This is a genomic window from Agromyces agglutinans (genome assembly GCF_009647605.1).
Classification (GTDB): Bacteria; Actinomycetota; Actinomycetes; order Actinomycetales; family Microbacteriaceae; genus Agromyces; species Agromyces agglutinans.
Genome location: NZ_WJIF01000003.1, coordinates 1 through 21,032, shown reverse-complemented (window position 1 = coordinate 21,032; position 21,032 = coordinate 1). Strand labels below are relative to the sequence as shown.

Below are 21,032 nucleotides of genomic sequence, written 5' to 3'. Positions count from 1 at the left end.
GCTACGGCGCGATGTAGATCTTGCGGAGCGTCTCGCGCACGGTCCAGGTCGTCTGCATGCCGGCCGTGAGTCGCACCACCGAGCCGGGCCGCAGTTCGATCGGGTCGAGCGCCGGCTGCTCGAATGCCACCGTCGCGTCGCCCGCGAGCACCACGAAGATCTCGTCGGCCTCGACGTCGCGCATCGCGCCGACGCTCATCTCCCACACGCCGACGGTGCGGCCGGATGCCGCCTCGCCGGCGATCGCCTCGCCGACACTCGCGTCGCCGACACTCGCGTCGCCGGCACTCGCGTCGCCGGCGATCTCGTCGAGCACGGCGTGACCGGTGGTCGGTGAACCGGCGACGACCTGGTCGGGTGCGACCGGTTCGTGCGGGAGCGGGAGGCTCGAGGCATCCGTCGTAGTGGCGGCGGCGAGCCGCACGGTCGTCTCGCCGCTCACGAGTCGAACCCCAGGCCGAGCGCGTCGAGCGTCTTCAGTAGCAAGTTGCGCCGGCCGCGGTTGTGGTCGGCGCGGTCGAGCGACCAGCGCGTGGCATTGATGCCGATCGCGGCGGCCGGCTCGGGCGGGAACGGCAGCGGGCGCTTGCGCACCATCTCGAGCCGCGTGCGCTCGTTGTCGCGGCGCTCGAGCAGGTCGAGCATGACCTCCGCGGCGAACCGGGTCGAGCCGACGCCGAGGCCCGTGAAGCCGGCGGCGTAGGCCACGCGGTGGTCGCGCGCGGTGCCGAAGAACGCGGTGAACTGCGTGCTCGTGTCGATCGCGCCCGCCCACTGGTGGCTGAAACGCAGGCCGTCGAGCTGCGGGAACGTGGTGAAGAAGTGGCTCGCGAGCCGCTGCCACGACTCGGGCCGGTGCTCGTACGACTCCCGGACGCGCCGGCCGTAGTGGTAGATCGCGTCGTAGCCGCCGAACAGGATCCGGTTGTCCTTCGAGAGCCGGTAGTAGTGGAACTGGTTGGCGAGGTCGCCGATGCCCTGGCGATCGCGCCAGCCGATCGATGTCAACTGGTCGTCACTCAGCGGCTCGGTCATCAGCACGTAGTCGTACACGGGCACCGTCATCAGGCGGTTGCGCTTCAGGAGCGACGGGAACACGTTCGTCGCGAGCACCGCGTGCTGGGCGTCGACGCGCCCGTGGTCGGTGAAGACCTCGACCGCACCCGTCGAGCCCGGCGTCTCGATGCGGCGCACGGGGGAGTGCTCGAAGATCTCGACGCCGCGCTCCTGCGCGACGCGCGCCAGTTCGGCCGCGAGCAGGGCGGGATGCAGCATGCCGTTGGTGCGCTGCTCCCAGAGTCCGGCCAGGTAGGTGGGGGAATGCACGGCGGCCTGCACCTCGGCTGCGTCCAGGAAGACGACGCCCTCCTCGCCGTGCGCGGCCGCCTCGTCGGCCGCCTCGCGCAGCCACTCGACCTGGTGCTCCTCGATCGCGGGCGCGAGCTGCCCGGTGCGCTCGAACTGGAAGTCCATGCCGTACCGCGACTCCGCCGCCTCGATCGCGTCGAGGTTCTCGAGTCCGAGGCGCTTGAGCAGCGGCATCTCGCCGGGCCAGCGCGCGAGGCCGTTCTCGTCGCCGTGCGTGAGGCTCGCCTCGCAGAAGCCGCCGTTGCGGCCCGATGCCGCCCAGCCGATGCGCTTGGCCTCGACGAGCACGACGTGCGAGTCGGGGTTGCGCTCCTTTGCGAGCAGCGCCGTCCACAGTCCGGTGTACCCGCCGCCGATCACGACGAGGTCGGCGATGAGCCGGCCCTTCAGACGGGGCCGGTCGGGGCGGGCGGCCTGCGGAAGGTCGTCGATCCAGAAGACGGATTCGCGGGTGTCGGCGAGCGAATGCTCGACGACCGCGGCGGGCGGGCGGCGTCGTTCGAAGACGGTGGTTCCCACGGGGATCACTCCGATGCGGTTGGTACTTCCCATCCTCCCCGCGACGGTCGCGGCGCGCCAGCTTCGGGCCGTCGTGAACGGATGCCCCGGTCGGACGGGTCGTCCGGCGCGGTCGGTGGTCGAACTCGTCGCGTCGCCTCAGCCCGCCGCCTCCACGACGATGACCGGTTCGTGGCGCACGGGGAAGTTCACCGACCGCGCGATGAAGCAGAACGCGCCGACCCGCTCGTGCGCTGCGGCCGCCGCTTCGGGATCGCTGTCGGCCGTGATGGTGACTCGCGGGCGCAGGGTGACCTCGCGGAAGCTGCCCGAGCCGTCGGCTCCCTCGACCATGGTGCCGGTGGGCGAATCCTCGTACGCCGTGACGACCACGCCCGCCGTGGAGGCGAGGTGCAGGTACCAGAGCAGGTGGCACTGGGCGATGGATGCCACGAGCAGTTGCTCGGGGTTCCATCGCGCGGGATCGCCGCGGAAGGAGGGATCCGAGGAGCCGGGGATCTCCGGCAGGCCGGGCGCCGAGAGCACGTGGTCGCGGCGGTAGCCGCGATAGGTGCGCGTGCCCTCGCCGTCGTCGCCGGTCCAGGTCAGGTCGATGGCGTAGTGGTGTTCGCGGGTCATGCGTGCTCCTCGGGGGCGGTGGTCGTGGTGATGGCGGCGGTGGCAAGGGCGTGGGCCTGCGCCAGCGTGGCGGCGCGCTCGGGTTCGCCGGAACGGATCGCGGCGAGCAGCCCGGCGTGCTCGTCCTGCACGGCGCGGACGCGTGCGGGCGCGGCCAGCTCGGCCCGCGTGGAGACCTGGATCTGGTCCCAATAGCGGCGGAGGGCGAGGGTGATGACCGGGTTGCCGGCCAGCTCGGCGATCCGCTCGTGGAACCGACGGTTGCGCGCGGTCGCGACGGCGAGGTCACCGGAGCGGGTCGCGGCATCCGTCTGCTCGGCGAGTTCGTCGAGCTCGGCGAGCGTGGCCGGTGCGAGCCGGCCCGCCCGTTGGCGTTCGGCGAGCCGCGCCGCGGCGAAGCCGTCGAGCGCCGCGCGCGCCTCGTAGACGTCGCGCAGTTCGGCCGGCGACCGGCGGCGGATGCGCACGCCGCGGCCCTGCGCGAAGACCAGGCCCTCGGATTCGAGCCGCTGCAGGGCCTCGCGCACCGGGGTTCGGCTGACGCCCAGGCGCGCGGCGATGGCGCTCTCGCTCAGCCGGTCAGCGCCGTCGAGTGCCCCGGTGACGACGAGTTCGCGGAGGCTGTCGGAGATGGTCACTCCACCAGTATTGCATGCAATAAACAATATTGCATGCAATGTCTCGATTTGGAAACCGCCTGCCCCCGGACGATGCGGCGGGTTCGGGCTCCCGATACCCTGCGGCCGAGGCGAGGTAGACGTCGGCGCTCGGTCCGACGCCGGTCGCCCGACCGAAGGGGTGGGGACCATGAGTGACACCGAAACGACCGGATGGGTCGGCTGGGGCTGGTTCGCGGGATGCGTCCTCCTGACCGCGGGACTGTTCGACCTCATCTACGGCTTGATCGCGGTGATCGGCCCCGACAGCGCGTATTTCATCACCGGAGGATCGCTCTTCATGTTCGATGTCGCCGGCTGGGGATGGTGGCACCTGATCAGCGGCGCCGCGCTGGCGCTCGTCGCATTCGCCCTGTTCGCCGGCGCGACCTGGGCGAGGGTCGTCGCCATCATCCTCGCGATCGTGAGTGCCGTCGGTCACGTCTTCATGCTGCCGGCGCAGCCGTGGTGGGCGATGATCGTCATCGCCTTGAACATCCTCGTGATCTACGCCCTCACGGTCCACGGAGCCGAGATGCGCCGCGCCGTCGGGCGCTGAGGTTCACCCGACCGGCGCGTGCGCCTCGAGGAACTGGAACACCTCGGTCTGGTCGACGCCCGGGAACGTGCCCGTCGGCAGTGCCGCGAGCAGGCTCGTGGGGGTGCGAGCGGCCGGCCACGAGGCATCCGCCCATTTCTCGGCCAGCCCGGCTGGCGCCTGGCAGCACGACGGATCGGGGCAGCGTGAAACCGCACGATGCGGTGTCTCGCGCCCGCGGAACCACTTCACGTGCTCGAACGGCACGCCGACCGACACCGAGTACTCGCCCTCCTTGGCCTTCTCGATGCGGGAGGTGCACCAGAACGTGCCCGAGGGCGTGTCGGTGTACTGGTACCAGGGGCTGAAGCGGTCCTCGACGTCGAAGACCGTGCGGGCCGTCCAGTTGCGGCACATCGTCGTGCCCTCGACGGCGCCCAGTGCGTCGGCGGGGAACTTCACCCGGTCGTTCTCGTACGCCTTGATGATCGTGCCCGACTCGTGCACCTTCACGAAGTGCACGGGGATGCCGAGCCGTGCGGTCGCGAGGTTCGTGAACCGGTGCGCGGCGGTCTCGTACGAGACCGCGAAGTGGTCGCGGAGCTCCTCCATCGAGATGCGGCGCAGGTTCTTCGCCTCGGTCAGGTAGCGCACGGCGGCCTGCTCGGGGAGCAGGATCGCGGCGGTGAGGTAGTTCGTCTCGATGCGCTGTCGCAGGAAGTCGCCGTAGTTCGCCGGCTCCTCGTGGCCCAGCACCTGCGAGGCGAGCGCCTGCAGGATCGGCGAGCGCGAATCGCGCGAGGGGGACTGGGCGGTCGGCAGGTAGATGCGACCGTGGCGCTTGTCGGTCACCGACCGGGTCGAGTGCGGCAGGTCGGAGACGTAGTGCAGCGAGAACCCGAGATGGGCGGCGAGGTCGGCGACCACCTGGTGCGAGACCGGGCCGCCCGCGTACCCGACGGCCTCGAGGAGGGCTGCCGCCTGCCGCTCGAGCTCGGGCTCGAAGTTGTCGCGCGCCCGCATGTCGGCGCGCAGCTCGGCGTTGGCCCGCCGCGCCTCCTCGGGCGTCGCCGCGCGTTCGCGGTGCAGGCGGTCGATCTCGTGGTGCAGCGCGAGGATCGTCGCGAGCGTCTGGTCGCTCATGGACTTCGCCACGCGGAACGGCTCGAGCCCGAGCGCCTGGAACACCGGTCCGCGCTGCGCGCGTTCGACCGCGATCTCGAGGGCGGCGCGCTCCGACGGGGCATCCGGTCGCAGCAGTTCGTCGACCGTGGTGCCGAGCGCCAGCGCGATGGTGCGCAGCATCGACAGCCGCGGCTCGCGCTTGCCGTTCTCGATTGCGCTGACCTGGCTCGGCGCCCGGTCGATCGCCTGCGCGAGCTCGCCGAGCGTCATGCCGCGCGCGGTGCGCCGGTCGCGGATGCGCCGGCCGAGGGTGAGCGCGTCGACCGTGGCCGAGGCATCCGTCTCGTCGGCGGACGCGGCGAGCGCCGCCGCGAGGGATGCGGGGCCGGATCGATCGGCGGTGACCATGCCTCGATGCTCACACGGTGCGACGGATGCCGCAAACGGAAGAACCCCGAAAATTCTCTGGCAGCCGCGCATGGCTGCCCATGTTCGTGTCTCGAACGATCGGGTCGCGCCGAAATGCGCCCGGTTATTCCCTCGCGAACGGACCCCAGATGCATGCGAATGGCCTTCCGAGGCGCGTCTGGCGTCCGTTCGCGGTCGGAGCGGCCCGGATGTCAGGGTGAGCGAGCACTCCTGCACAGGGTTCGATCGGGCATGCGCGCCCGGTCACCAGAGCACCCCGGGCGCGGTGGGCTTGCGGCTGAGCGATGCTGCGTCGATGCCGACGAGACTGCCCCATTCGATCACCGGTCGCCCATTCGCCGTCGCCGAGGCACTCGGTCTCGGGGTGCCACCGCATCGACTGCGGGCACCCGACCTCGTCGCTCCGTTCCGAGGCATCCGGATGCCTCGGTCGACGCCGCCGTCGACGCTGGAACTCGCCCGCGCCTACGCGCGGGGTATGCCGGTCTCGCAGGCATTCGCCGGGCCGACAGCCGCCTCGATCTGGGGGCTGCCGCTCCCCGCGAGTCTCGCTCGTGATACCCGCCTGCACGTCGTCGCGCTCGACGGCGGACGAGCGCCGAGGAGCGATCGGGTGGTCGGTCACACCACCGAGCGGCCGGTCGAGACGCGGTCGATCAACGGCGTGAGGGTCGTCGGCCCGATCGCGGCTTGGATCGGGCTCTGCGGACTGGTCGGAATCGACGACCTCGTCGCCGCGGGTGACCGACTCATCGGGCTTCCGTACCGGCTGGCCGCCATCGAGGAGATCGACGCCGCGGTCCTCGCGCACGCGTGGCGGCGGGGAGCGCGCGACCTCCGCGCGGCTCGCGGGCTCATCCGTGCCGATGTGTACTCCCCGCGCGAGACGAGACTGCGTCTGCTGGTCACGCGGGCCGGGTACCGTGAGCCGGAGCCGAACGGCCGGATCCGCCTCGCGAACGGTCGGGTGTTCCGCGGCGACCTCGTGTTCCGGGCGGAGCGCGTGCTGCTCGAGTATGAGGGCGACCACCACCGTACGGATGCCACCCAGTGGGCCCGGGACCTCGACCGGTACAACTCGCTGGCCGCGGCGGGATGGATCGTCGTGCGGCTCTCGGGCCGGATGTCCGATCGGGAGGTGCTCGCCGCGGTCGGTCGTGCCTTCGAGGCCGCCCGGGCGTGACCGCCCTGCACGCGCCGCAACGAACGGACGCCAGTCGTGGCGGCGGGTCCCCGATCGGCGCAGCTGGCGTCCGTTCGGGGGAGGGAGTCAGGGAGGCGGCGAGCGGGGGAATTGGTGAGGCGCCGGCGGACGGGGGAGCGGCTCGAATCCGATCGCGAGCTGAGCTCAGGCGAAGCCGAACAACGGCGGGAACGCGAGCGCCACGAACGCCGCCCAGGCGAGGTACACCGGCAGGTACGCGGTCTGCCAGCGCTCGACCGCGGCGAACGGCAGTCGGCCGCGCACGAAACCGACCTGCAGGCGCAGGGCCCAGACGAGGTTCGCCGCGAGGATCAGGTTGAGCCCCAGCGAGGCGGTCTTGTTCGGGCTGAAGCCGAATTCGCCGGTGCGGCCGAGCATCGCGATGAGCACGATCACGTCGACGACGAGCGCACTGGCGAGCATGAGCACCTGCAACCGGTCGAACCAGCCGGGCGCCTGCAGCGGGTCGCGCGCCGAGATGGAGTACACGAGCAGGGCCACGACCACGACGAGCACGACATCGAACGCGATCAGGAGGTCGCGGCTGACGTCGACGAGGTTCCACTGCACGAGGGCCGCGACGATGAGCGCGAGCATCATCGCCGTCATCAGCGGTGTGAACACCTTGGTGAGCACCGGCGCGATGTTCTCGATGACCCGCTGCTTCGCCTCGACGAGCCAGGCGGCGACGAGCACCGCACCGGCGGCGCCGCAGGGCAGCACCCACTCGAACACGAACCAGGAGACATCGACGCCGATCGACGCGAACACCCCGATGGTCAGCGCCGAGAGCGCCCCGCCGCCGAGGGCGAGCAGCAGGTAGTAGACGAACCACTCGCCGCTGAACCTGACGAAGTCCATACGCGATGCGTCGCGCCGCCAGTCGCCGCCCGTGTACGCGACGCCGACGATCAGCCACAGCGCGACGATCGAGTGGATCGCCGCCAGCAGCTCGGTCGCCGCGAGGCTCGAGACGTCGGGGTCGAACGGGTACGCGTTCAGGGCGATCGCGAACACCGCGAAGCCGCCGGCGACCACCGCGATCGGCACCGCGTCGAGGCGCCGGCGCCACGCGAAGTACGCGGCGAGGAACGGCAGCACGAGCAGGGCCGCGTTGCGCAGGTAGAAGGAGAGGTCGCGGGGCGCATCGACGCCGAAGAGCTCGGGCAGCTTGACGGCGAGACCGGCGGCCACGCCGAGCCCCAGCGCGACCGCGAGTCCTGCGGCGCGGCGGCGACCCGTTCCCGCGCCGCTGCCGACCGCGGCGCCGCTGGGGGAGCCGTCGCCGAGCACCAGTTGCTTCCACAGCCGCTCGGAGTGCTCGCGGGCGTATTCACGGGCGAGGTCGTCGACGCGGCCGAGGCGCTTGACCGCGACGAGGAATGCCTCGTCGTCGGAGAGGCCGCGGCCGAGCAGGTCGTCGACCTGGTCGCGGAGGTGGCCCTCGAGCTCGTCGACGTCGGCCGGCGCGATCGCGTCGCGCTGCTCGATCCAGGTGCGCCACGACGCGACGAGGGCGTCGATGCCGGTCGTGTCGATGCCGTTCGCGTGGGTGCCGGTGACGTCGGTGCCGGATGCCTCGGCGCCGGGTTGCTCGGTCGCCATCGCGTCAGGCCATCCCGAGGGCGAGGTTCGCGCGGGGGCCGCCGTCGTGCGGCCAGACCTTGCCGAGCACGTCGCCCACGACGGTCCACTGCCGGCGCTGTTCGGCGAGTGCCGCTGCGCCCGCGGCGCTCAGGCGGTAGTGCTTGCGCGGGCGCCCGGCGTCGGACTGGCGCCACTCGGACTCGACCTGCCCGAGCCGCTCGAGTCGGTGCAGGAGCGGGTAGAGCATGCCGTCGCTCCACTGCAGCTCGCCGCCCGAGAGGTCGGCGATGCGCTGCAGGATCGCGTACCCGTAGGACTCGCCGTCGGCGAGGATGCCGAGGACGACCGGGGTCGCGGCGGCCGCGACGAGGTCTTTGCCGATGCGCATGATGCCTCCATCGAAGGTGAGGAGCTCTGGTCATACCTAGCACTGCAAGGTATATAGAACTACAAGATATCGAGAACTGCAAGCCATCTGAAATAGAGGATGGACGTGCGCAGCCGCACGGCGGTACGCTGCAGCCAGCGGTGCATCGGGGGAGTGTGCACCCGTCCAGAGGGGTCGTCCGAAGATGGATATCCTGCTCGTCATCCTGCAAGCCTGCGTGGTCATCGGCGCGATCGTCATGGGCGTCCGCACCGGGGGGCTCGGCCTCGGCCTCTGGGGGGTCCTCGGCACGGCGATCCTCGTCTTCGTGTTCCAGCTTCCACCCGGTTCGGTGCCTGTCGACGCGTTCTTCATCATCATCGCCGTGATCACGGCGTCCTCGGCGATGCAGGCGGCGGGGGGCATCGACTACCTCGTCGCGATCGCGTCGAAGATCATCCAGGCCAATCCGAAGCGGCTGACCTACGTGGCGCCGCTCGTGGCGTTCGTCTTCACCGTGCTCTCGGGTACGTCGAACATCTTCTTCGCACTGATTCCGGTGATCTACGAGACGGCGTATCGCAACGGCCAGCGACCAGAGCGCGCCCTCGCCTCCTCCACCGTGACGTCGGGCCTCGGCATCACGGCCAGCCCGGTCTCCGCCGCGATGGCCGCCTATCTCGTGCTGATGGACGGCACCGGCTTCGGGTTGCCGCAGATCCTGGCGATCACGATCCCGGCCGCGATCGTCGCGTGCCTCGTGACGAGCCTCGTGCAGCAGCGCGTCGGCAAGGAGCTCGTCGACGACCCCGAGTTCCTCAAGCGCGTGGAGGCGGGAACGGTGCAGGTGCCGGCAGCGCTCCGAGCCCGGTACGCCGAGAAGGTCGGCGCACCGGCCCCAGGCGCTCCCGTCGGCGGTGGTGGGGTCGCGACGGGCGCGGGCAACGCGGCGCCGACCCGGATCGAGCACCCCGTTCCGCCCGGCGGTGCCGTGTCGGCCTGGATCTTCGTCGCGGGCACGCTGCTGATCGTCGTGCTCGGCCTCTTCCCAGGGCTGCGTCCCGCGTTCCCCGATGAGGAAGGCGAAGTCGTCCCGATCGGCATGTCGACGATCATCGAGATGATCATGTTCACCGTGGCACTCGTGATCATCCTGGTTCGCAGGGTGAAGCCCGCGGTGGTCGTCGAACAGCCCTTGCTGAAGGCCGGTTTCGTCGCCGCCGTCGCCCTGTTCGGCATCGCCTGGATGGCCGACACGTTCATCGCGGCGAACGAGGAGACCATCATCGAGCCGCTCGGCGCGATGATCGAGGCGAATCCGCTGCTGCTCGCGGTCGCCCTCTTCCTCGTGTGCGGTCTCACGACCAGTCAGTCGGCGACGACGAACACGATGATTCCGATCGCGCTCGCCGCGGGACTGGCACCGGGCATCATCACCGCGATGTGGCCGTCGCTGATCGGCGTCTGGCTCTTCCCGGCGAACGGATCGCAGATCGCGGCGGTCGAGACCGATCTGACCGGCTCGACGAAGCTGACCCAGGTGCCGGTCTGGCACTCGTTCACCATTCCGATGCTCGTCTCGTGGGTCGCCGTCGTGCTCGCGGGGCTGCTCATCCAGCTCGTCATCCCCGTCTGAGCGGGAGTCGACGCCCGACGAAGGAGGAACCATGTTCGATGCCGCGTCCACGATCCGCAGCGATGCCGCTGCGCTGATGCCCGACGTGATCGAGCGACTCGAGGCGCTGGTGCGCATCCCCTCGGTGGCGTTCCCGGGGTTCGACCCCGAGCCCGTGCATCGCATGGGTCGCGCGGTCGTGGAGCTGTTCGAGGCCGCCGGCGCCACGGGCGTGGAACTCCTCGATGTGCCCGACGGCTATCCGTGCGTGTACGCCGACCTGCCCGGGCCAGAGGGGTCCCCGACCGTGCTGCTCTACGCGCACTACGACGTGCAGCCGGCGCCGGAAAGCCAGGGCTGGACGACGGCGCCCTTCGAACCGGTCACGAAGGAGGACGGCCGCATCTACGGTCGAGGGGCGGCCGACGACAAGTCGGGCCTCGTGATCCACTACGGCACGCTCAAGTTGCTGGGTCCCGACCGGCCGTGCCGGGTGAAGCTGCTGGTCGAGGGCGAGGAGGAGACGATCTCGCATCTCGAGGCGTTCGTCGAGGCGAACCCCGAGCGATTCGCGGCCGACGCCTACGTGATCGGCGACATCGGCCCGCAGCAGGTCGGCAGCCCCGGCCTGACGACGGCGTTGCGAGGCGATGTCGCGTGCACGATCACCGTGCGAACGCTCGCCAGTCCCGTCCATTCGGGGCAGTTCGGCGGCGCGGCGCCCGACGCGATGACCGCGATGATCCGCATCCTCGACTCCCTCCACGACGAGCACGGCGATACGGTCATCCCCGGCGTGCCCGTCGGGACATGGGACGGCGCGGCGATGGACGAGGACGTCTATCGAGGCGGATCCGCCATCCTGCCCGGCGTGGACTACCTCGGCACCGGCTCGTTGTCGGATCGGATCTGGGCGAAGCCCTCGGTGACGGTGCTCGGCATGGACCTGCCGAACACCGCGGAGGCCTCCAACGTGCTCCTGCCCCAGGTGACCGCCAAGCTCTCGATGCGCATCGTGCCCGGCGTCGACGCCGAGGAGCAGCTCGAAGCCCTGATGTCGCACCTCCGGTCGCAGCGTCCATGGAACTGCGAGGTCGAGGTCGCGAGGGTGAAGACGGGGCAGCCGTTCCGGGTCGACGAGTCGCATCCAGCGGTCGTCGCCGCGGTGGACGCCCTTCGCGAGGCGTATGCGGCCGAGGTCGAGTCGATCGGCAGCGGCGCGTCGATCCCGCTCGTGGCGTCGCTCCAGAAGGTCTCGCCGGACGCGGCGATCATCCTCTGGGGTGTCGAGGACACGGCGCAGGCGCGCATCCATGCCTCCGACGAGTCGGTGGATCCGAGCGAGATCGAACGCATGATCGCCGCGCAGACACTGTTCATCCGCGGGCTCGCAGCGCGGTGACCGAACCGGGCCGGCATGCTGCCGGGAACCGAGGCATCAGCTGATGAGCGGTGAGCCGGCCCCCGCTCAGCGCATGACCGTCATGCAGGCGACGTTCATCGGCGTCGGCTCGATGGTCGGCGCCGGCATCTTCGCGCTCCTCGGCGCCGCGGGCGCGGTCGCCGGTTCGGCGGTGTGGGTGTCGTTCCTGATCGCCGGGGCCATCGCCGCGCTGCAGGGCTACTCGTTCGCGAAGCTCGGTGCGACGTATCCGTCGGGCGGCGGCATCCTGACCTTCCTCTCACGCGGGTTCGGCGAGGGGCACGTGGCCGGCATCGGGTCGTGGCTCTTCTTCGTCGCCGGCTCCATCGTCGTCGCGATGATCGCCACATCGTTCGGCGGCTACGCCAGCGCCGTCGTCGCAGGAGGGGACGCCACGTGGGCGAAGGTCCTGGCGATCGCCTTGATCGCGGTGATGTCGGCCCTGAACACGGTCGGGGCGAACGCCGTGGCCCGCGTGCAGTCGGTCATCGTGATCATCGTGCTGGCGATCCTGGTCGTCTTCGCGGTGGTCACGATCGCGGCCCTCGATCCGGCGCTGCTCGCACCGTCCGGCTATCCCCCGGTCCCGGACGTGATCGCGAGCGTCGCCCTGACCTTCTTCGCCTTCCTCGGGTTCGGCGTCATCACGTTCACCGCGAAGGATCTCGCGCATCCGGCCCGCGAACTGCCGATCGCGATCTACCTCGCGCTCGCCGTGGCGACCACGATCTACGTCGCCGTGTCACTCGGGGTGTTCGGGACGCTCACCGCAGATCAGGTCGTGGAATACGGCACGACCGCCCTCGCCGAGGCGGCCAAACCGACGCTCGGCGAGGCCGGATACGTGCTGATGGTGATCACCGCGCTGTTCTCGACCACCGGCGCGGTCAACGCCGGCCTGTACCCGTCGATCGGGATGTCCCGCCACCTGGCATCCGTCGGCCAGTTCCCGCCCGTCTTCGGCCGCGCGGTCGGACCGTTCCCGGTCGGCCTGATCGTCATGGCGGTGCTGGCCGCCGTGTTCGTGCTCGGATTCGATCTGAACAACATCGCGTCGATCGGCAGCGCGGTCGCACTCCTCGTCTTCTCCGCGGTCTCCGTGGCGCATCTCCGGCTCTTCCGAGTGACGGGCGCCAACGCGATCGTGCTCGTCGTGGGTCTGGTTGCGACACTGGGGACGTTCGTCGTCTTCTGCACGACGACCCTGCTCGAAGAGCCGGCCACTGCCCTCGCTCTCGCGGGCATCCTCGTGCTCGCCGTCATCGTCGACTTCAGCTGGAAGGCGGCGTCCCGGCGACGCGGCTCCAGCCCGATGAGCGTCGACCCCTGACCTGCCCATTTGGGGCGTGACCCGTCTCCTGATTGGATGTCCCGGGGGTCGGTTCGGCCCGCGAACCGAAGGGGAAACACCACATGACTGCCACTCGACAGATCGCCGCCGCCTCGCTGGCCGCGCTGGCCCTGCTGCTCGGCGGCTGCACGGCCGGCGGCGACGCGCAGGCCGACAAGACCAGCTCGACGACGACCGAGGCGAAGCCGAGCGAGACGCCCGACGCCTCGGAGTCGTCGTCGGCCGGCGGCCAGACCGTGCAGGAGGCCTGCGAGGGCATCCAGACGAGCCTCGCCGAGGTCGCCCAGCTCAGCTCGGTCGACACGAGCGACCCGGCCGCCGCACTCGAGGCGCTGAAGGGCGCGTCGGCCAGCGTGACCGAGGCGGCCGCCGCGGTCGAGAACCCCGAGGTGAAGGCGGCCGCCGACGGCGTTGCCGGCTCGCTCGAGGCGTACGTCGTCTACCTCGGCGGCGTCGTGGTCGACCCGGCGAACGCCGACCTCTCGGCCATGGGCGACCAGGTCGCCGGCCTGCAGACGAGCATCACCGAGCTCGGCACCATCTGCAGCGCCTGAGACATCCGTTCCCGAAGGGGGCGTGCGCTTCGGCGCACGCCCCTTCTGCGTGCCGGCGACGCGGTTCAGTCGCCGACCGCGCTGCGCTCGCCGACCTGCTCGAGGTAGTGCACGTTCGTCATGATGCCGAGCGTCGTGCCGAACGGGTCGACGACCGATGCGGTGATGAAGCCCGGCCCGTGCTCGGTGATCGGCAGCAGGGGCGTCGCGCCGAGTTCGACGAGGCGGGCGAGCGTGCCCTCCAGGTCGTCGACGTGCCAGTGGATGAGCGGGCCGGCGGCGACCTCGCCCTCGCCGGGTGCCGAGAGTCCTGCGGGCGCGTAGCGGCGGTCGATGAAGCCGAGTTCCTGTTCCAGGTCGCCCACGCGGAACTCGACGTACGCGGTGCGCCCGTCGGGGCCTTCGCGATGGAAGTACGGGTCGAACCCGAGCACCTGCGCGTACCAGGCGGCCGTGGCGGCCGGGTCCTCGACGTAGACGTTGACGGTGGCGATGCCTCGCAGCATGGGTGTCTCCTCGTGGCTTCCGGTGTGCCGAGCGACCGGTGCCGCTCGATACATCCATGGTCGAACGCAGAAGTGCTCACCTTCTGACCACTTTTCCGAGGAGAATCGGAAGATGCGCGCAGACCGTCTCGTCGCCACCCTCCTGCTCATGCAGGCCCGCGGCCGGGTGACCGCCGCCCAGCTCGCCGACGAGCTCGAGATCTCGGTCGCGACCGCGCGTCGCGACCTCGAGGCGCTCTCGTCGGCCGGGGTGCCGGTCTATCCGCAGCCCGGTCGTGGCGGCGGGTGGTCGCTGCTCGGCGGGGGGCGCACCGATCTCAGCGGATTCACCGCCGCGGAGGCGCGTGCGCTGTTCCTGCTGCTGGGCCCGCGGGCAGGCGATTCCGACGACGCCAAGTCGGCGTTGCGGAAGATCCTCCGCGCGCTGCCCGCCACGTTCCGCGCCGACGCGGAAGCCGCGGCGGAGGCCGTCATCGTCCGGGCCGGCGGGTGGGACACGGCCGCGGATGCGTCCGGGGGAGCGATCGCCCGCACCGAGACGGTGCGAACGGCCGCCGGGCGCCTGCAGCGCGCGGTGGTCGACCGCCGCGTCGTGCGATTCCGGTACACCGCGTGGGGCCGGGAGCCGCGCGAGCGCGTCGTCCACCCGCTCGGCCTCGTCGATCACACCGGGACGTGGTACCTGCTCGCGACCCCGCACGAGGCGGGCGCCGACGCGTGGCGCACCTACCGGCTCGACCGCATGGACGACCTCGACGTGCTCGACGAGACCTTCGAGGCTCCCGCCGGGTTCTCCCTCGACGACGCCTGGGCCGAGGTCGCCCTGGCCGTCGACCGCACACGGCATCGGGCGAGCGCCGTGGTGCTCGTCGCGCCCGAAGCAGTCGCCGAGGTCCGCGGCTGGATCGGCGACACCGAGCTCCTGGGTGCAGCGCCCGGCGACGTGGGCGGTGCGGACGCCGCGGGCAGCGCGGGTCGCGGTGACGGCGCGGACACGGCCGATGACGCGGGGGAACCCGGCGACCGCCGCATCCGGCTCCGCGCATCGGCACCGACCGAGGCCGTCCTGGCGAGACGCCTCGCCGCCTGGGCCGACGTCGCCGAGGTCGTCGAGCCCGCCTCGCTGCGCGCTGCCCTCGCCGCGGCCGGCGCCGCGCTCGCCGACCGGTACGGCGTTCCGGACGCCGGCTGACCCCGAGCGCCCCTGAACTTCCGGCGCGCAGAAGAACGCCCGAAGTTCACCCCCTCGATCGTCGTCCGTACCCCTCGCGGCGCCCGCAGGCTGGTCCTGCAAGCCCCGAACGACCACGGGCACGACGACACGAGGAGCACGACGATGAGCACCATCCGCCCCGGCGACCAGACCCAGACCGCAGCCGAGCTGCAGCTCGAATGGGACGCGAACCCGCGTTGGGAGGGTGTCAGCCGCGACTACACCGCCGAGGACGTCATCGCCCTGCGCGGTCCGGTCCGCGAGGAGCGCACCCTCGCCAAGCGCGGCGCCGAGCGCCTCTGGGAGGACATCCAGCGCAACACCGGCACCGCCTTCGCGCCGCAGGAGGACCCGCAGTGGTCGGCTGCGCTCGGCGCCCTCACGGGCAACCAGGCCGTGCAGCAGGTGCGCGCGGGCCTGAAGGCGATCTACCTCTCGGGCTGGCAGGTCGCTGCCGACGCGAACCTGAGCGGCCAGACCTACCCCGACCAGTCGCTCTACCCCGCGAACTCGGTTCCCGCGGTCGTGCGGCGCATCAACAATGCGCTGCTGCGCGCCGGCCAGATCGAGACGGATGCCTCGGCGACGGGCGCCGCATCGGTGCAGGGCGGCGACTGGATGGCCCCGATCGTGGCCGACGCCGAGGCCGGCTTCGGCGGACCGCTCAACGCGTACGAGCTCATGCACCAGATGATCGAGGCCGGCGCGGCGGGCGTGCACTGGGAGGACCAGCTCGCCAGCGAGAAGAAGTGCGGCCACATGGGCGGCAAGGTGCTCATCCCGACGAGCCAGCACATCCGCACGATCAACGCGGCCCGGCTGGCGGCGGACGTCGCCGGCGTGCCGTCGATCATCATCGCCCGCACCGACGCGCTCGCCGCGACCCTGCTGACGAGCGACCACGACGAGCGCGACCGCCCGTTCGTGACGGGTGAGCGCACCGCAGAGGGCTTCTACGAGGTGCAGAACGGCATCGAACCGGTCATCGCCCGCGGCCTCGCCTACGCCGAGTACGCCGACCTGCTCTGGGTCGAGTCCGCCGAGCCCGACCTCGACCTCGCGCGCCGCTTCGCCGAGGCCGTGCACGCGAAGTTCCCGGGCAAGCGCCTCGCCTACAACTGCTCGCCGTCCTTCAACTGGAAGCGCCACCTCGACGACGACCAGATCGCGACGTTCCAGCGCGAGCTCGCGTCGATGGGCTACGCCTTCCAGTTCATAACGCTCGCCGGCTTCCACTCCCTGAACCACGGCATGTTCACGCTCGCGAAGGACTACTCCGAGCGCCACATGTCGGCCTACGTCGAACTCCAGGAGGCGGAATTCGCCTCGGAGGCATCCGGCTACACCGCCACGCGCCACCAGCGCGAGGTGGGCACCGGCTACTTCGACCGCATCGCCACGGCCCTGAACCCCACCAGCGCCACGCTCGCCCTCGTCGGATCGACCGAGGAAGACCAGTTCCAGCACTGACGCGACCGGCGGCCCGCGCGACCGCCGAAGCAGCGAAGGAGAAGACCATGAACACCCTCACTATCGAACGAACGGATGCCGCGTCCGAGGCGCTGCCCGAGCCCAAGCCCGCCACGGGGGGCTTCCGCCACGCCGAGCCCCGGCTCGAGGTGATCGCGCCGCTCGGCGAACGCTACGACGAGATCCTCACGCCCGAGGCGCTCGCGTTCCTCGCCGAACTGCACGACCGGTTCGCCGGCACCCGCCACGACCTGCTCGCGGCTCGCCTGCAGACCCGGGTCGACGCGGCCAACGGACGGGACCCGAAGTTCCTGCCCGAGACCGAGCGCATCCGCGCCGATCGCACGTGGCGGGTCGCGGGCGCCGGCCCCGGCCTCGAGGACCGCAGGGTGGAGATCACCGGCCCGACCGACCGGAAGATGGCGATCAACGCGCTGAACTCCGATGCGAAGGTGTGGCTCGCCGACCAGGAGGATGCCACGAGCCCCACCTGGCGCAACGTCGTCGAGGGCCAGCTCAGCCTGTTCGACGCGCTGCGCGGACGCCTCGAGTACACGAGCCCCGAGGGCAAGGAGTACCGCCTGTCCCGCGACATCCGCGAGACGCCGACCATCGTGTTCCGCCCGCGCGGCTGGCACCTCACCGAGAAGCACCTGCGCTTCCACGACCGGGCCGGGCGCGCCCTGCCGGCATCGGGCTCGCTCGTCGACTTCGGGCTGTACTTCTTCCACAACGCGAAGCGGCTCATCGAACTCGGACGCGGTCCGTACTTCTACCTGCCGAAGCTCGAGTCGCACCGCGAGGCGAAGCTCTGGAACGACATCTTCGTGTTCGCGCAGGAGCGCGTCGGCATCCCGCAGGGCACGATCCGGGCGACGGTGCTGATCGAGACGATCCAGGCCGCGTTCCAGATGGACGAGATCCTCTACGAGCTGCGCGAGCACTGCGCGGGCCTGAACGCCGGCCGGTGGGACTACATCTTCTCGATCGTGAAGACGTTCCGCTCGCGGGGTCGCCGCTGGGTGCTGCCCGACCGCAAGCGGATCACGATGACGGTGCCGTTCATGCGGGCCTACACCGAACTGCTGGTCGCGACCGCGCACCAGCGCGGGGCGTATGCCATCGGCGGCATGAGCGCGTTCATCCCGAACCGTCGCGACCCCGAGGTCACCGAGCGGGCGCTCGCCGCCGTCGCCGCCGACAAGCGCCGCGAGGCCACCGACGGCTTCGACGGCACGTGGGTCGCGCACCCCGACCTCATCCCGACGGCTCGCGCCGAGTTCGACCGCGTGCTGGGCGACCGGCCCGAGCAGTTGCATCGGCTCCGCGAGGACGTCGAGGTGACGGCCGCGCAGCTGCTGGACATCCCGTCGGCCGGCGGCGAGATCACCGAGCAGGGCGTCCAGGACAACATCGCGATCGCGATCCGCTACCTCGAGTCGTGGCTGCGCGGCGTCGGCGCGGCCGCGCTCGACGACCTCATGGAGGACGCGGCGACCGCCGAGATCAGCCGGTCGCAGGTCTGGCAGTGGCTGCACGACAACACCGTGACGGCCGAGGGCACGCGGATCGACCAGACGTCGATCGTGCGGCTCATGGCCGCCGCGGTGGCCGGCCTGCCGCGATTCGAGGGCGACCGGTTCGACGACGCGATCTCGGTGTTCCGTACGGTCGCGCTCGAGCCCGAGTTCCCGACCTTCCTCACGGTCGGCGCCTACGCCCGCTTCCTCTAGTCGCGCAGCGCACGCGTGGAGCGGATGCCCCGCCCCGGGGCATCCGCTCCTCGGCGCGCGATCGGCGAGGCGAAGGGGGGAACGGTGGGCGCTGCTCAGCGCAGCGGCACGCGCACGTCGCTGCCGCCCTCGGGCGTGAGGCGGGCATTCACCTTGACCAACGATGCCGTCGGCACGAAGCCCCCGGCGAACAGCGCCTCGCCCTGCCGGAACCACGGCGATCGCTCGAGCAGCGCCTGCGGGGCGTACCCGAACCAGGTGCCGAGCTCGGCCAGGTCCAGCGGAGAGGTCATCTTCATGAGCGCGAGGTTGTCGCACTGGCTGATGATGCCGGGATGCACCTTCGACGGTCGCTGGGTCGACAACAGCAGCCACAGCCCGAACTTGCGGCCCTCTGCCGCGATCTGCACGATCCGTTCACGCACCGCCACCGCGATGGGGGAGTCGAGCAGCGGTGAGCACAGGTTGTGCGCCTCGTCGATGACGAGCAGCACCGGGCGCCGCTCCTCGCGCCGGGCCCAGAGGTCGTCGAGCAGGGCGAGTGCCACGACGAGCTGCTGCTCGGGCGTCGAGAAGCCGCCGAGGTCGAGCACCGTCGCATCGGGACGCTCGGCGACCACGTCGGTGACCGAACGGTCGTCGCCTGCCCAGACCTCCCACTCGAGCAGGCCGAGGTTCTCGATCCTCGCCGCGAGGGGGTGGGGCCCGTCGTCGCTCAGCGCGTTGAGGGCGGGCAGCACCTCATCGAGCACGTGGTAGCCCGTGATCGCCTCGTCGAAGTGGAGGAGGGTGTTGTACTCGTCGCGATCGGCCACCGGGTCGAGGCGCAGCACCGCGGCCTTGGACGGCAGGGGCAGATCGAGGAACTTCGCGCGCAGCGGCGACGCGGGGTCCTTCGGCCGCAGCACCCGGATGTCCCGTTCCGCGAGCGCGTCGGCGGTGGCGCCCTCCGCGCCCGGGGCGAGCTCGCCGAGGCGCACGAAGTCCGAGTTCGGATCGAACACGACCACGGGCAGCGCCGTGTGCGCGATCAGCTGCTCGAGCACGACGCCGAGCGCGTAGGTCTTGCCGGATCCGCTCTGCCCGCACCAGAAGGTGTGTCGATTGAAACGAGTGGGCAGCAGGCGCGCGGGCCCCTGCGGCGCGGTCAGGTTCACGCCGATCTCGAGCAGCGCGCCCGTCGTGCGATGCAGCACCTCCATGGTGCCGTGATCGACGCCGGCGAGCGTCGCCGATTCGAACGGATGACTCGCGTGGGTGTCGAGGCTGTCGTCGCCGAGTTCGCCGAGGAGGCGCCCGCTCAGGGTGGGCGGCGTGAGGCCGGTGCGCTCCTCGACGATCGCGAGCTGACGCGAACCCTCATCGGCAAGCACGACGAGGGATCCGGCGTCGAGCCGCACGCCCGAGGCATCCGCGACCGTGAACGACCTGCCGTCGTCGCTGCGGGCGACGACACCCCGAGGGATGACCATGTCCCGATCCTCGCATCCGCCGGTGCCGAGGGGAACGTGCGTGTCTGGAAGAATCCGTCGCATGCCCGATTCCATGAGCCGGCCCGAAGCGCGCACGGCGACCGCCGTCCCGGTGCGGCCGGCGACCGAGACGGATGCCGCGGCGCTAGCCGTGCTCGCCGCCGAGACCTTCCCGCTCGCGTGCCCGCCGCACACCACGCGCGCGGCCATGGACGCGTTCGTCGCCGAGCACCTCTCCGCCGAGCGGTTCAAGGGGTACGTCGCCGACCCGTCCCGACTCGTGCTCGTGGCCCGCGGCGCCGGCGCCGCACGGCTCGTCGGCTACACGATGCTCGTGTTCGGCGAACCGCACGACGCGGATGTCGCGGCCGCGATCCGCCTGCGCCCGACGGTCGAGCTGTCGAAGTGCTACGCGCTGCCCGGCGTGCACGGTTCGGGGGTGTCGTCGACATTGATGGCCGCATCGCTCGACGCTGCTCGGGCGCGCGCCGACGGCGCACCGGCCGGCATCTGGCTCGGGGTCAACCAGGAGAACCTGCGCGCGCAGCGCTTCTACGGCAAGCACGGCTTCGAGCGAGTCGGCACCAAGCGCTTCCTCGTGGGGGAGCGCTGGGAGGACGACTACGTCTACGAGCGCGCGCTGTGAGCGCCGATCGCCGGTCGCACCGCCTCCGGCATCGGCTCGGCTAGAGTCGACGGGTGTTCGAGTACGCCCCCGCCGTCGACGGAATGCAGCCCGGGTTCGCGATCGTCACGGGCCGCTTCGTCACCCTCTTCGGTCATGAGACCGGCGCCGAGTTCGCGGGCGAGCTGTACGCACTCCTGCAGGAGGACTCGTCGGAACTGGCCGACGTGCTGGACCTGCTCGCCCTCGAGGGCGGACCGGCCGACTGCGGCATCGTCGAGGTGATCGACGACGCGGCGCGCGTCGTGCACGTCGGCGCGCGCGGTTCGGTCGAGGTCGTGCTCGACGGGACGTCCTCCACCCGATTCTCGGGCCCGGGCGGCGGCGCCTGGGTCGTCGGCGAGGCGGCCGGCTTCGGCGGGCTGCGACTCGCGGTCGTCGGGGACCCCGTCGCACCGGGCACGCCGCGACTGCCCATGCAGCGCGGGGTCGTGCGAACCAGCCAGATCGCGATCGCGATGCCGCGCGCGGCATCGACCCGTCCTCGAAGCAACCCCCCGACCCGGCCGATCGACCTGCCGGTCGCGGTGCCCGCACCCGAGCCCGTACCTGCGCCCGCGCCCGCGCCCGCGCCGGCCGCGGCAAGCGCGCCCGCGCCG

The 21,032-nt window shown here is 71.2% G+C and carries 19 protein-coding genes and 1 pseudogene; 11 read left to right on the top strand and 9 right to left on the bottom strand.

The features are described from left to right. Position 1: 1 nt before the first annotated feature. From GE115_RS19080 to GE115_RS06285, 4 genes are all read right to left on the bottom strand, one after another. Complete coding sequence (locus GE115_RS19080; protein ID WP_312854953.1) at positions 2-442, bottom strand: cupin domain-containing protein; 441 nt, start codon at positions 440-442, stop codon at positions 2-4. Further along, positions 439-1,887 (bottom strand): NAD(P)/FAD-dependent oxidoreductase, encoded by a 1,449-nt coding sequence (locus tag GE115_RS06295; RefSeq protein WP_312854952.1) that lies wholly within the window; start codon positions 1,885-1,887, stop codon positions 439-441. The genes GE115_RS19080 and GE115_RS06295 overlap by 4 nt, the downstream gene beginning before the upstream one ends. A 138-nt stretch (positions 1,888-2,025) precedes the next feature. Then, complete coding sequence (locus GE115_RS06290) at positions 2,026-2,505, bottom strand: OsmC family protein (RefSeq protein WP_153683971.1); 480 nt, start codon at positions 2,503-2,505, stop codon at positions 2,026-2,028. After that, positions 2,502-3,143 (bottom strand): GntR family transcriptional regulator, encoded by a 642-nt coding sequence (locus tag GE115_RS06285; RefSeq protein WP_216648777.1) that lies wholly within the window; start codon positions 3,141-3,143, stop codon positions 2,502-2,504. Before GE115_RS06285 ends, GE115_RS06290 begins: the two co-directional genes overlap by 4 nt. 169 nt (positions 3,144-3,312) lie before the next feature. On the opposite strand from GE115_RS06285, the gene GE115_RS06280 reads away from it, so the two are divergent. Then, on the top strand, positions 3,313-3,720 hold the full coding sequence (locus GE115_RS06280) for a DUF7144 family membrane protein (RefSeq protein ID WP_153683969.1): 408 nt from the start codon (positions 3,313-3,315) through the stop codon (positions 3,718-3,720). Positions 3,721-3,723: 3 nt separating this feature from the next. Here the strand turns inward: GE115_RS06280 and GE115_RS06275 are convergent, their stop codons facing one another. Then, entirely contained in the window at positions 3,724-5,232 is a 1,509-nt protein-coding gene (locus GE115_RS06275) for an XRE family transcriptional regulator (protein ID WP_153683968.1), read from the bottom strand. Positions 5,233-5,866: 634 nt separating this feature from the next. Here GE115_RS06275 and GE115_RS06270 point away from each other — a divergent pair. Further along, complete coding sequence (locus GE115_RS06270) at positions 5,867-6,436, top strand: putative endonuclease domain-containing protein (protein ID WP_153683967.1); 570 nt, start codon at positions 5,867-5,869, stop codon at positions 6,434-6,436. Positions 6,437-6,601: 165 nt separating this feature from the next. Here GE115_RS06270 and GE115_RS06265 read toward each other — a convergent pair whose 3' ends face one another. After that, the gene (locus tag GE115_RS06265; protein ID WP_216648776.1) at positions 6,602-8,062 is read right to left on the bottom strand and encodes a permease prefix domain 1-containing protein; all 1,461 of its coding nucleotides are present in this window, start codon (positions 8,060-8,062) and stop codon (positions 6,602-6,604) included. A 4-nt stretch (positions 8,063-8,066) separates the two neighbouring features. Further along, positions 8,067-8,432, bottom strand: a complete 366-nt coding sequence (locus tag GE115_RS06260; protein WP_153683966.1) for a PadR family transcriptional regulator — start codon at positions 8,430-8,432, stop codon at positions 8,067-8,069. Positions 8,433-8,616: 184 nt separating this feature from the next. On the opposite strand from GE115_RS06260, the gene GE115_RS06255 reads away from it, so the two are divergent. The 4 genes from GE115_RS06255 to GE115_RS06240 all read left to right on the top strand — a co-directional run bounded on the left by GE115_RS06255 (position 8,617) and on the right by GE115_RS06240 (position 13,354). After that, complete coding sequence (locus GE115_RS06255) at positions 8,617-10,047, top strand: anaerobic C4-dicarboxylate transporter family protein (RefSeq protein ID WP_153683965.1); 1,431 nt, start codon at positions 8,617-8,619, stop codon at positions 10,045-10,047. A 31-nt stretch (positions 10,048-10,078) separates the two neighbouring features. Beyond that, positions 10,079-11,428 carry a M20/M25/M40 family metallo-hydrolase gene (locus GE115_RS06250; protein ID WP_153683964.1) on the top strand — a complete coding sequence of 450 codons (1,350 nt, stop codon included), beginning with the start codon at positions 10,079-10,081 and terminating at the stop codon, positions 11,426-11,428. Positions 11,429-11,471: 43 nt separating this feature from the next. Continuing rightward, positions 11,472-12,779, top strand: coding sequence for an APC family permease (locus tag GE115_RS06245; RefSeq protein ID WP_153683963.1), 1,308 nt, complete (start codon positions 11,472-11,474; stop codon positions 12,777-12,779). A gap of 83 nt (positions 12,780-12,862) precedes the next feature. Then, complete coding sequence (locus GE115_RS06240; RefSeq protein ID WP_153683962.1) at positions 12,863-13,354, top strand: hypothetical protein; 492 nt, start codon at positions 12,863-12,865, stop codon at positions 13,352-13,354. 65 nt (positions 13,355-13,419) lie between these two features. Here the strand turns inward: GE115_RS06240 and GE115_RS06235 are convergent, their stop codons facing one another. Next, positions 13,420-13,860 carry a VOC family protein gene (locus GE115_RS06235; RefSeq protein WP_153683961.1) on the bottom strand — a complete coding sequence of 147 codons (441 nt, stop codon included), beginning with the start codon at positions 13,858-13,860 and terminating at the stop codon, positions 13,420-13,422. Positions 13,861-13,972: 112 nt separating this feature from the next. Here GE115_RS06235 and GE115_RS06230 point away from each other — a divergent pair, with 112 nt between their 5' ends. From GE115_RS06230 to aceB, 3 genes are all read left to right on the top strand, one after another. Beyond that, on the top strand, positions 13,973-15,052 hold the full coding sequence (locus GE115_RS06230) for a helix-turn-helix transcriptional regulator (RefSeq protein ID WP_153683960.1): 1,080 nt from the start codon (positions 13,973-13,975) through the stop codon (positions 15,050-15,052). 144 nt (positions 15,053-15,196) lie between these two features. Beyond that, complete coding sequence (gene aceA / locus GE115_RS06225) at positions 15,197-16,543, top strand: isocitrate lyase (RefSeq protein ID WP_153683959.1); 1,347 nt, start codon at positions 15,197-15,199, stop codon at positions 16,541-16,543. 47 nt (positions 16,544-16,590) lie between these two features. Further along, positions 16,591-18,276, top strand: coding sequence for a malate synthase A (gene aceB / locus GE115_RS06220; RefSeq protein ID WP_153683958.1), 1,686 nt, complete (start codon positions 16,591-16,593; stop codon positions 18,274-18,276). 95 nt (positions 18,277-18,371) lie between these two features. Here the strand turns inward: aceB and GE115_RS06215 are convergent, their stop codons facing one another. After that, positions 18,372-19,748 (bottom strand): ATP-binding protein, encoded by a 1,377-nt coding sequence (locus tag GE115_RS06215; protein WP_153683957.1) that lies wholly within the window; start codon positions 19,746-19,748, stop codon positions 18,372-18,374. Positions 19,749-19,809: 61 nt separating this feature from the next. Between GE115_RS06215 and GE115_RS06210 the strand changes: the two genes are divergently transcribed. Beyond that, positions 19,810-20,394, top strand: coding sequence for a GNAT family N-acetyltransferase (locus GE115_RS06210; protein ID WP_246190616.1), 585 nt, complete (start codon positions 19,810-19,812; stop codon positions 20,392-20,394). A 53-nt stretch (positions 20,395-20,447) separates the two neighbouring features. Further along, positions 20,448-21,032 (top strand): annotated as a pseudogene (locus GE115_RS18520) (hypothetical protein); the annotation flags it as partial.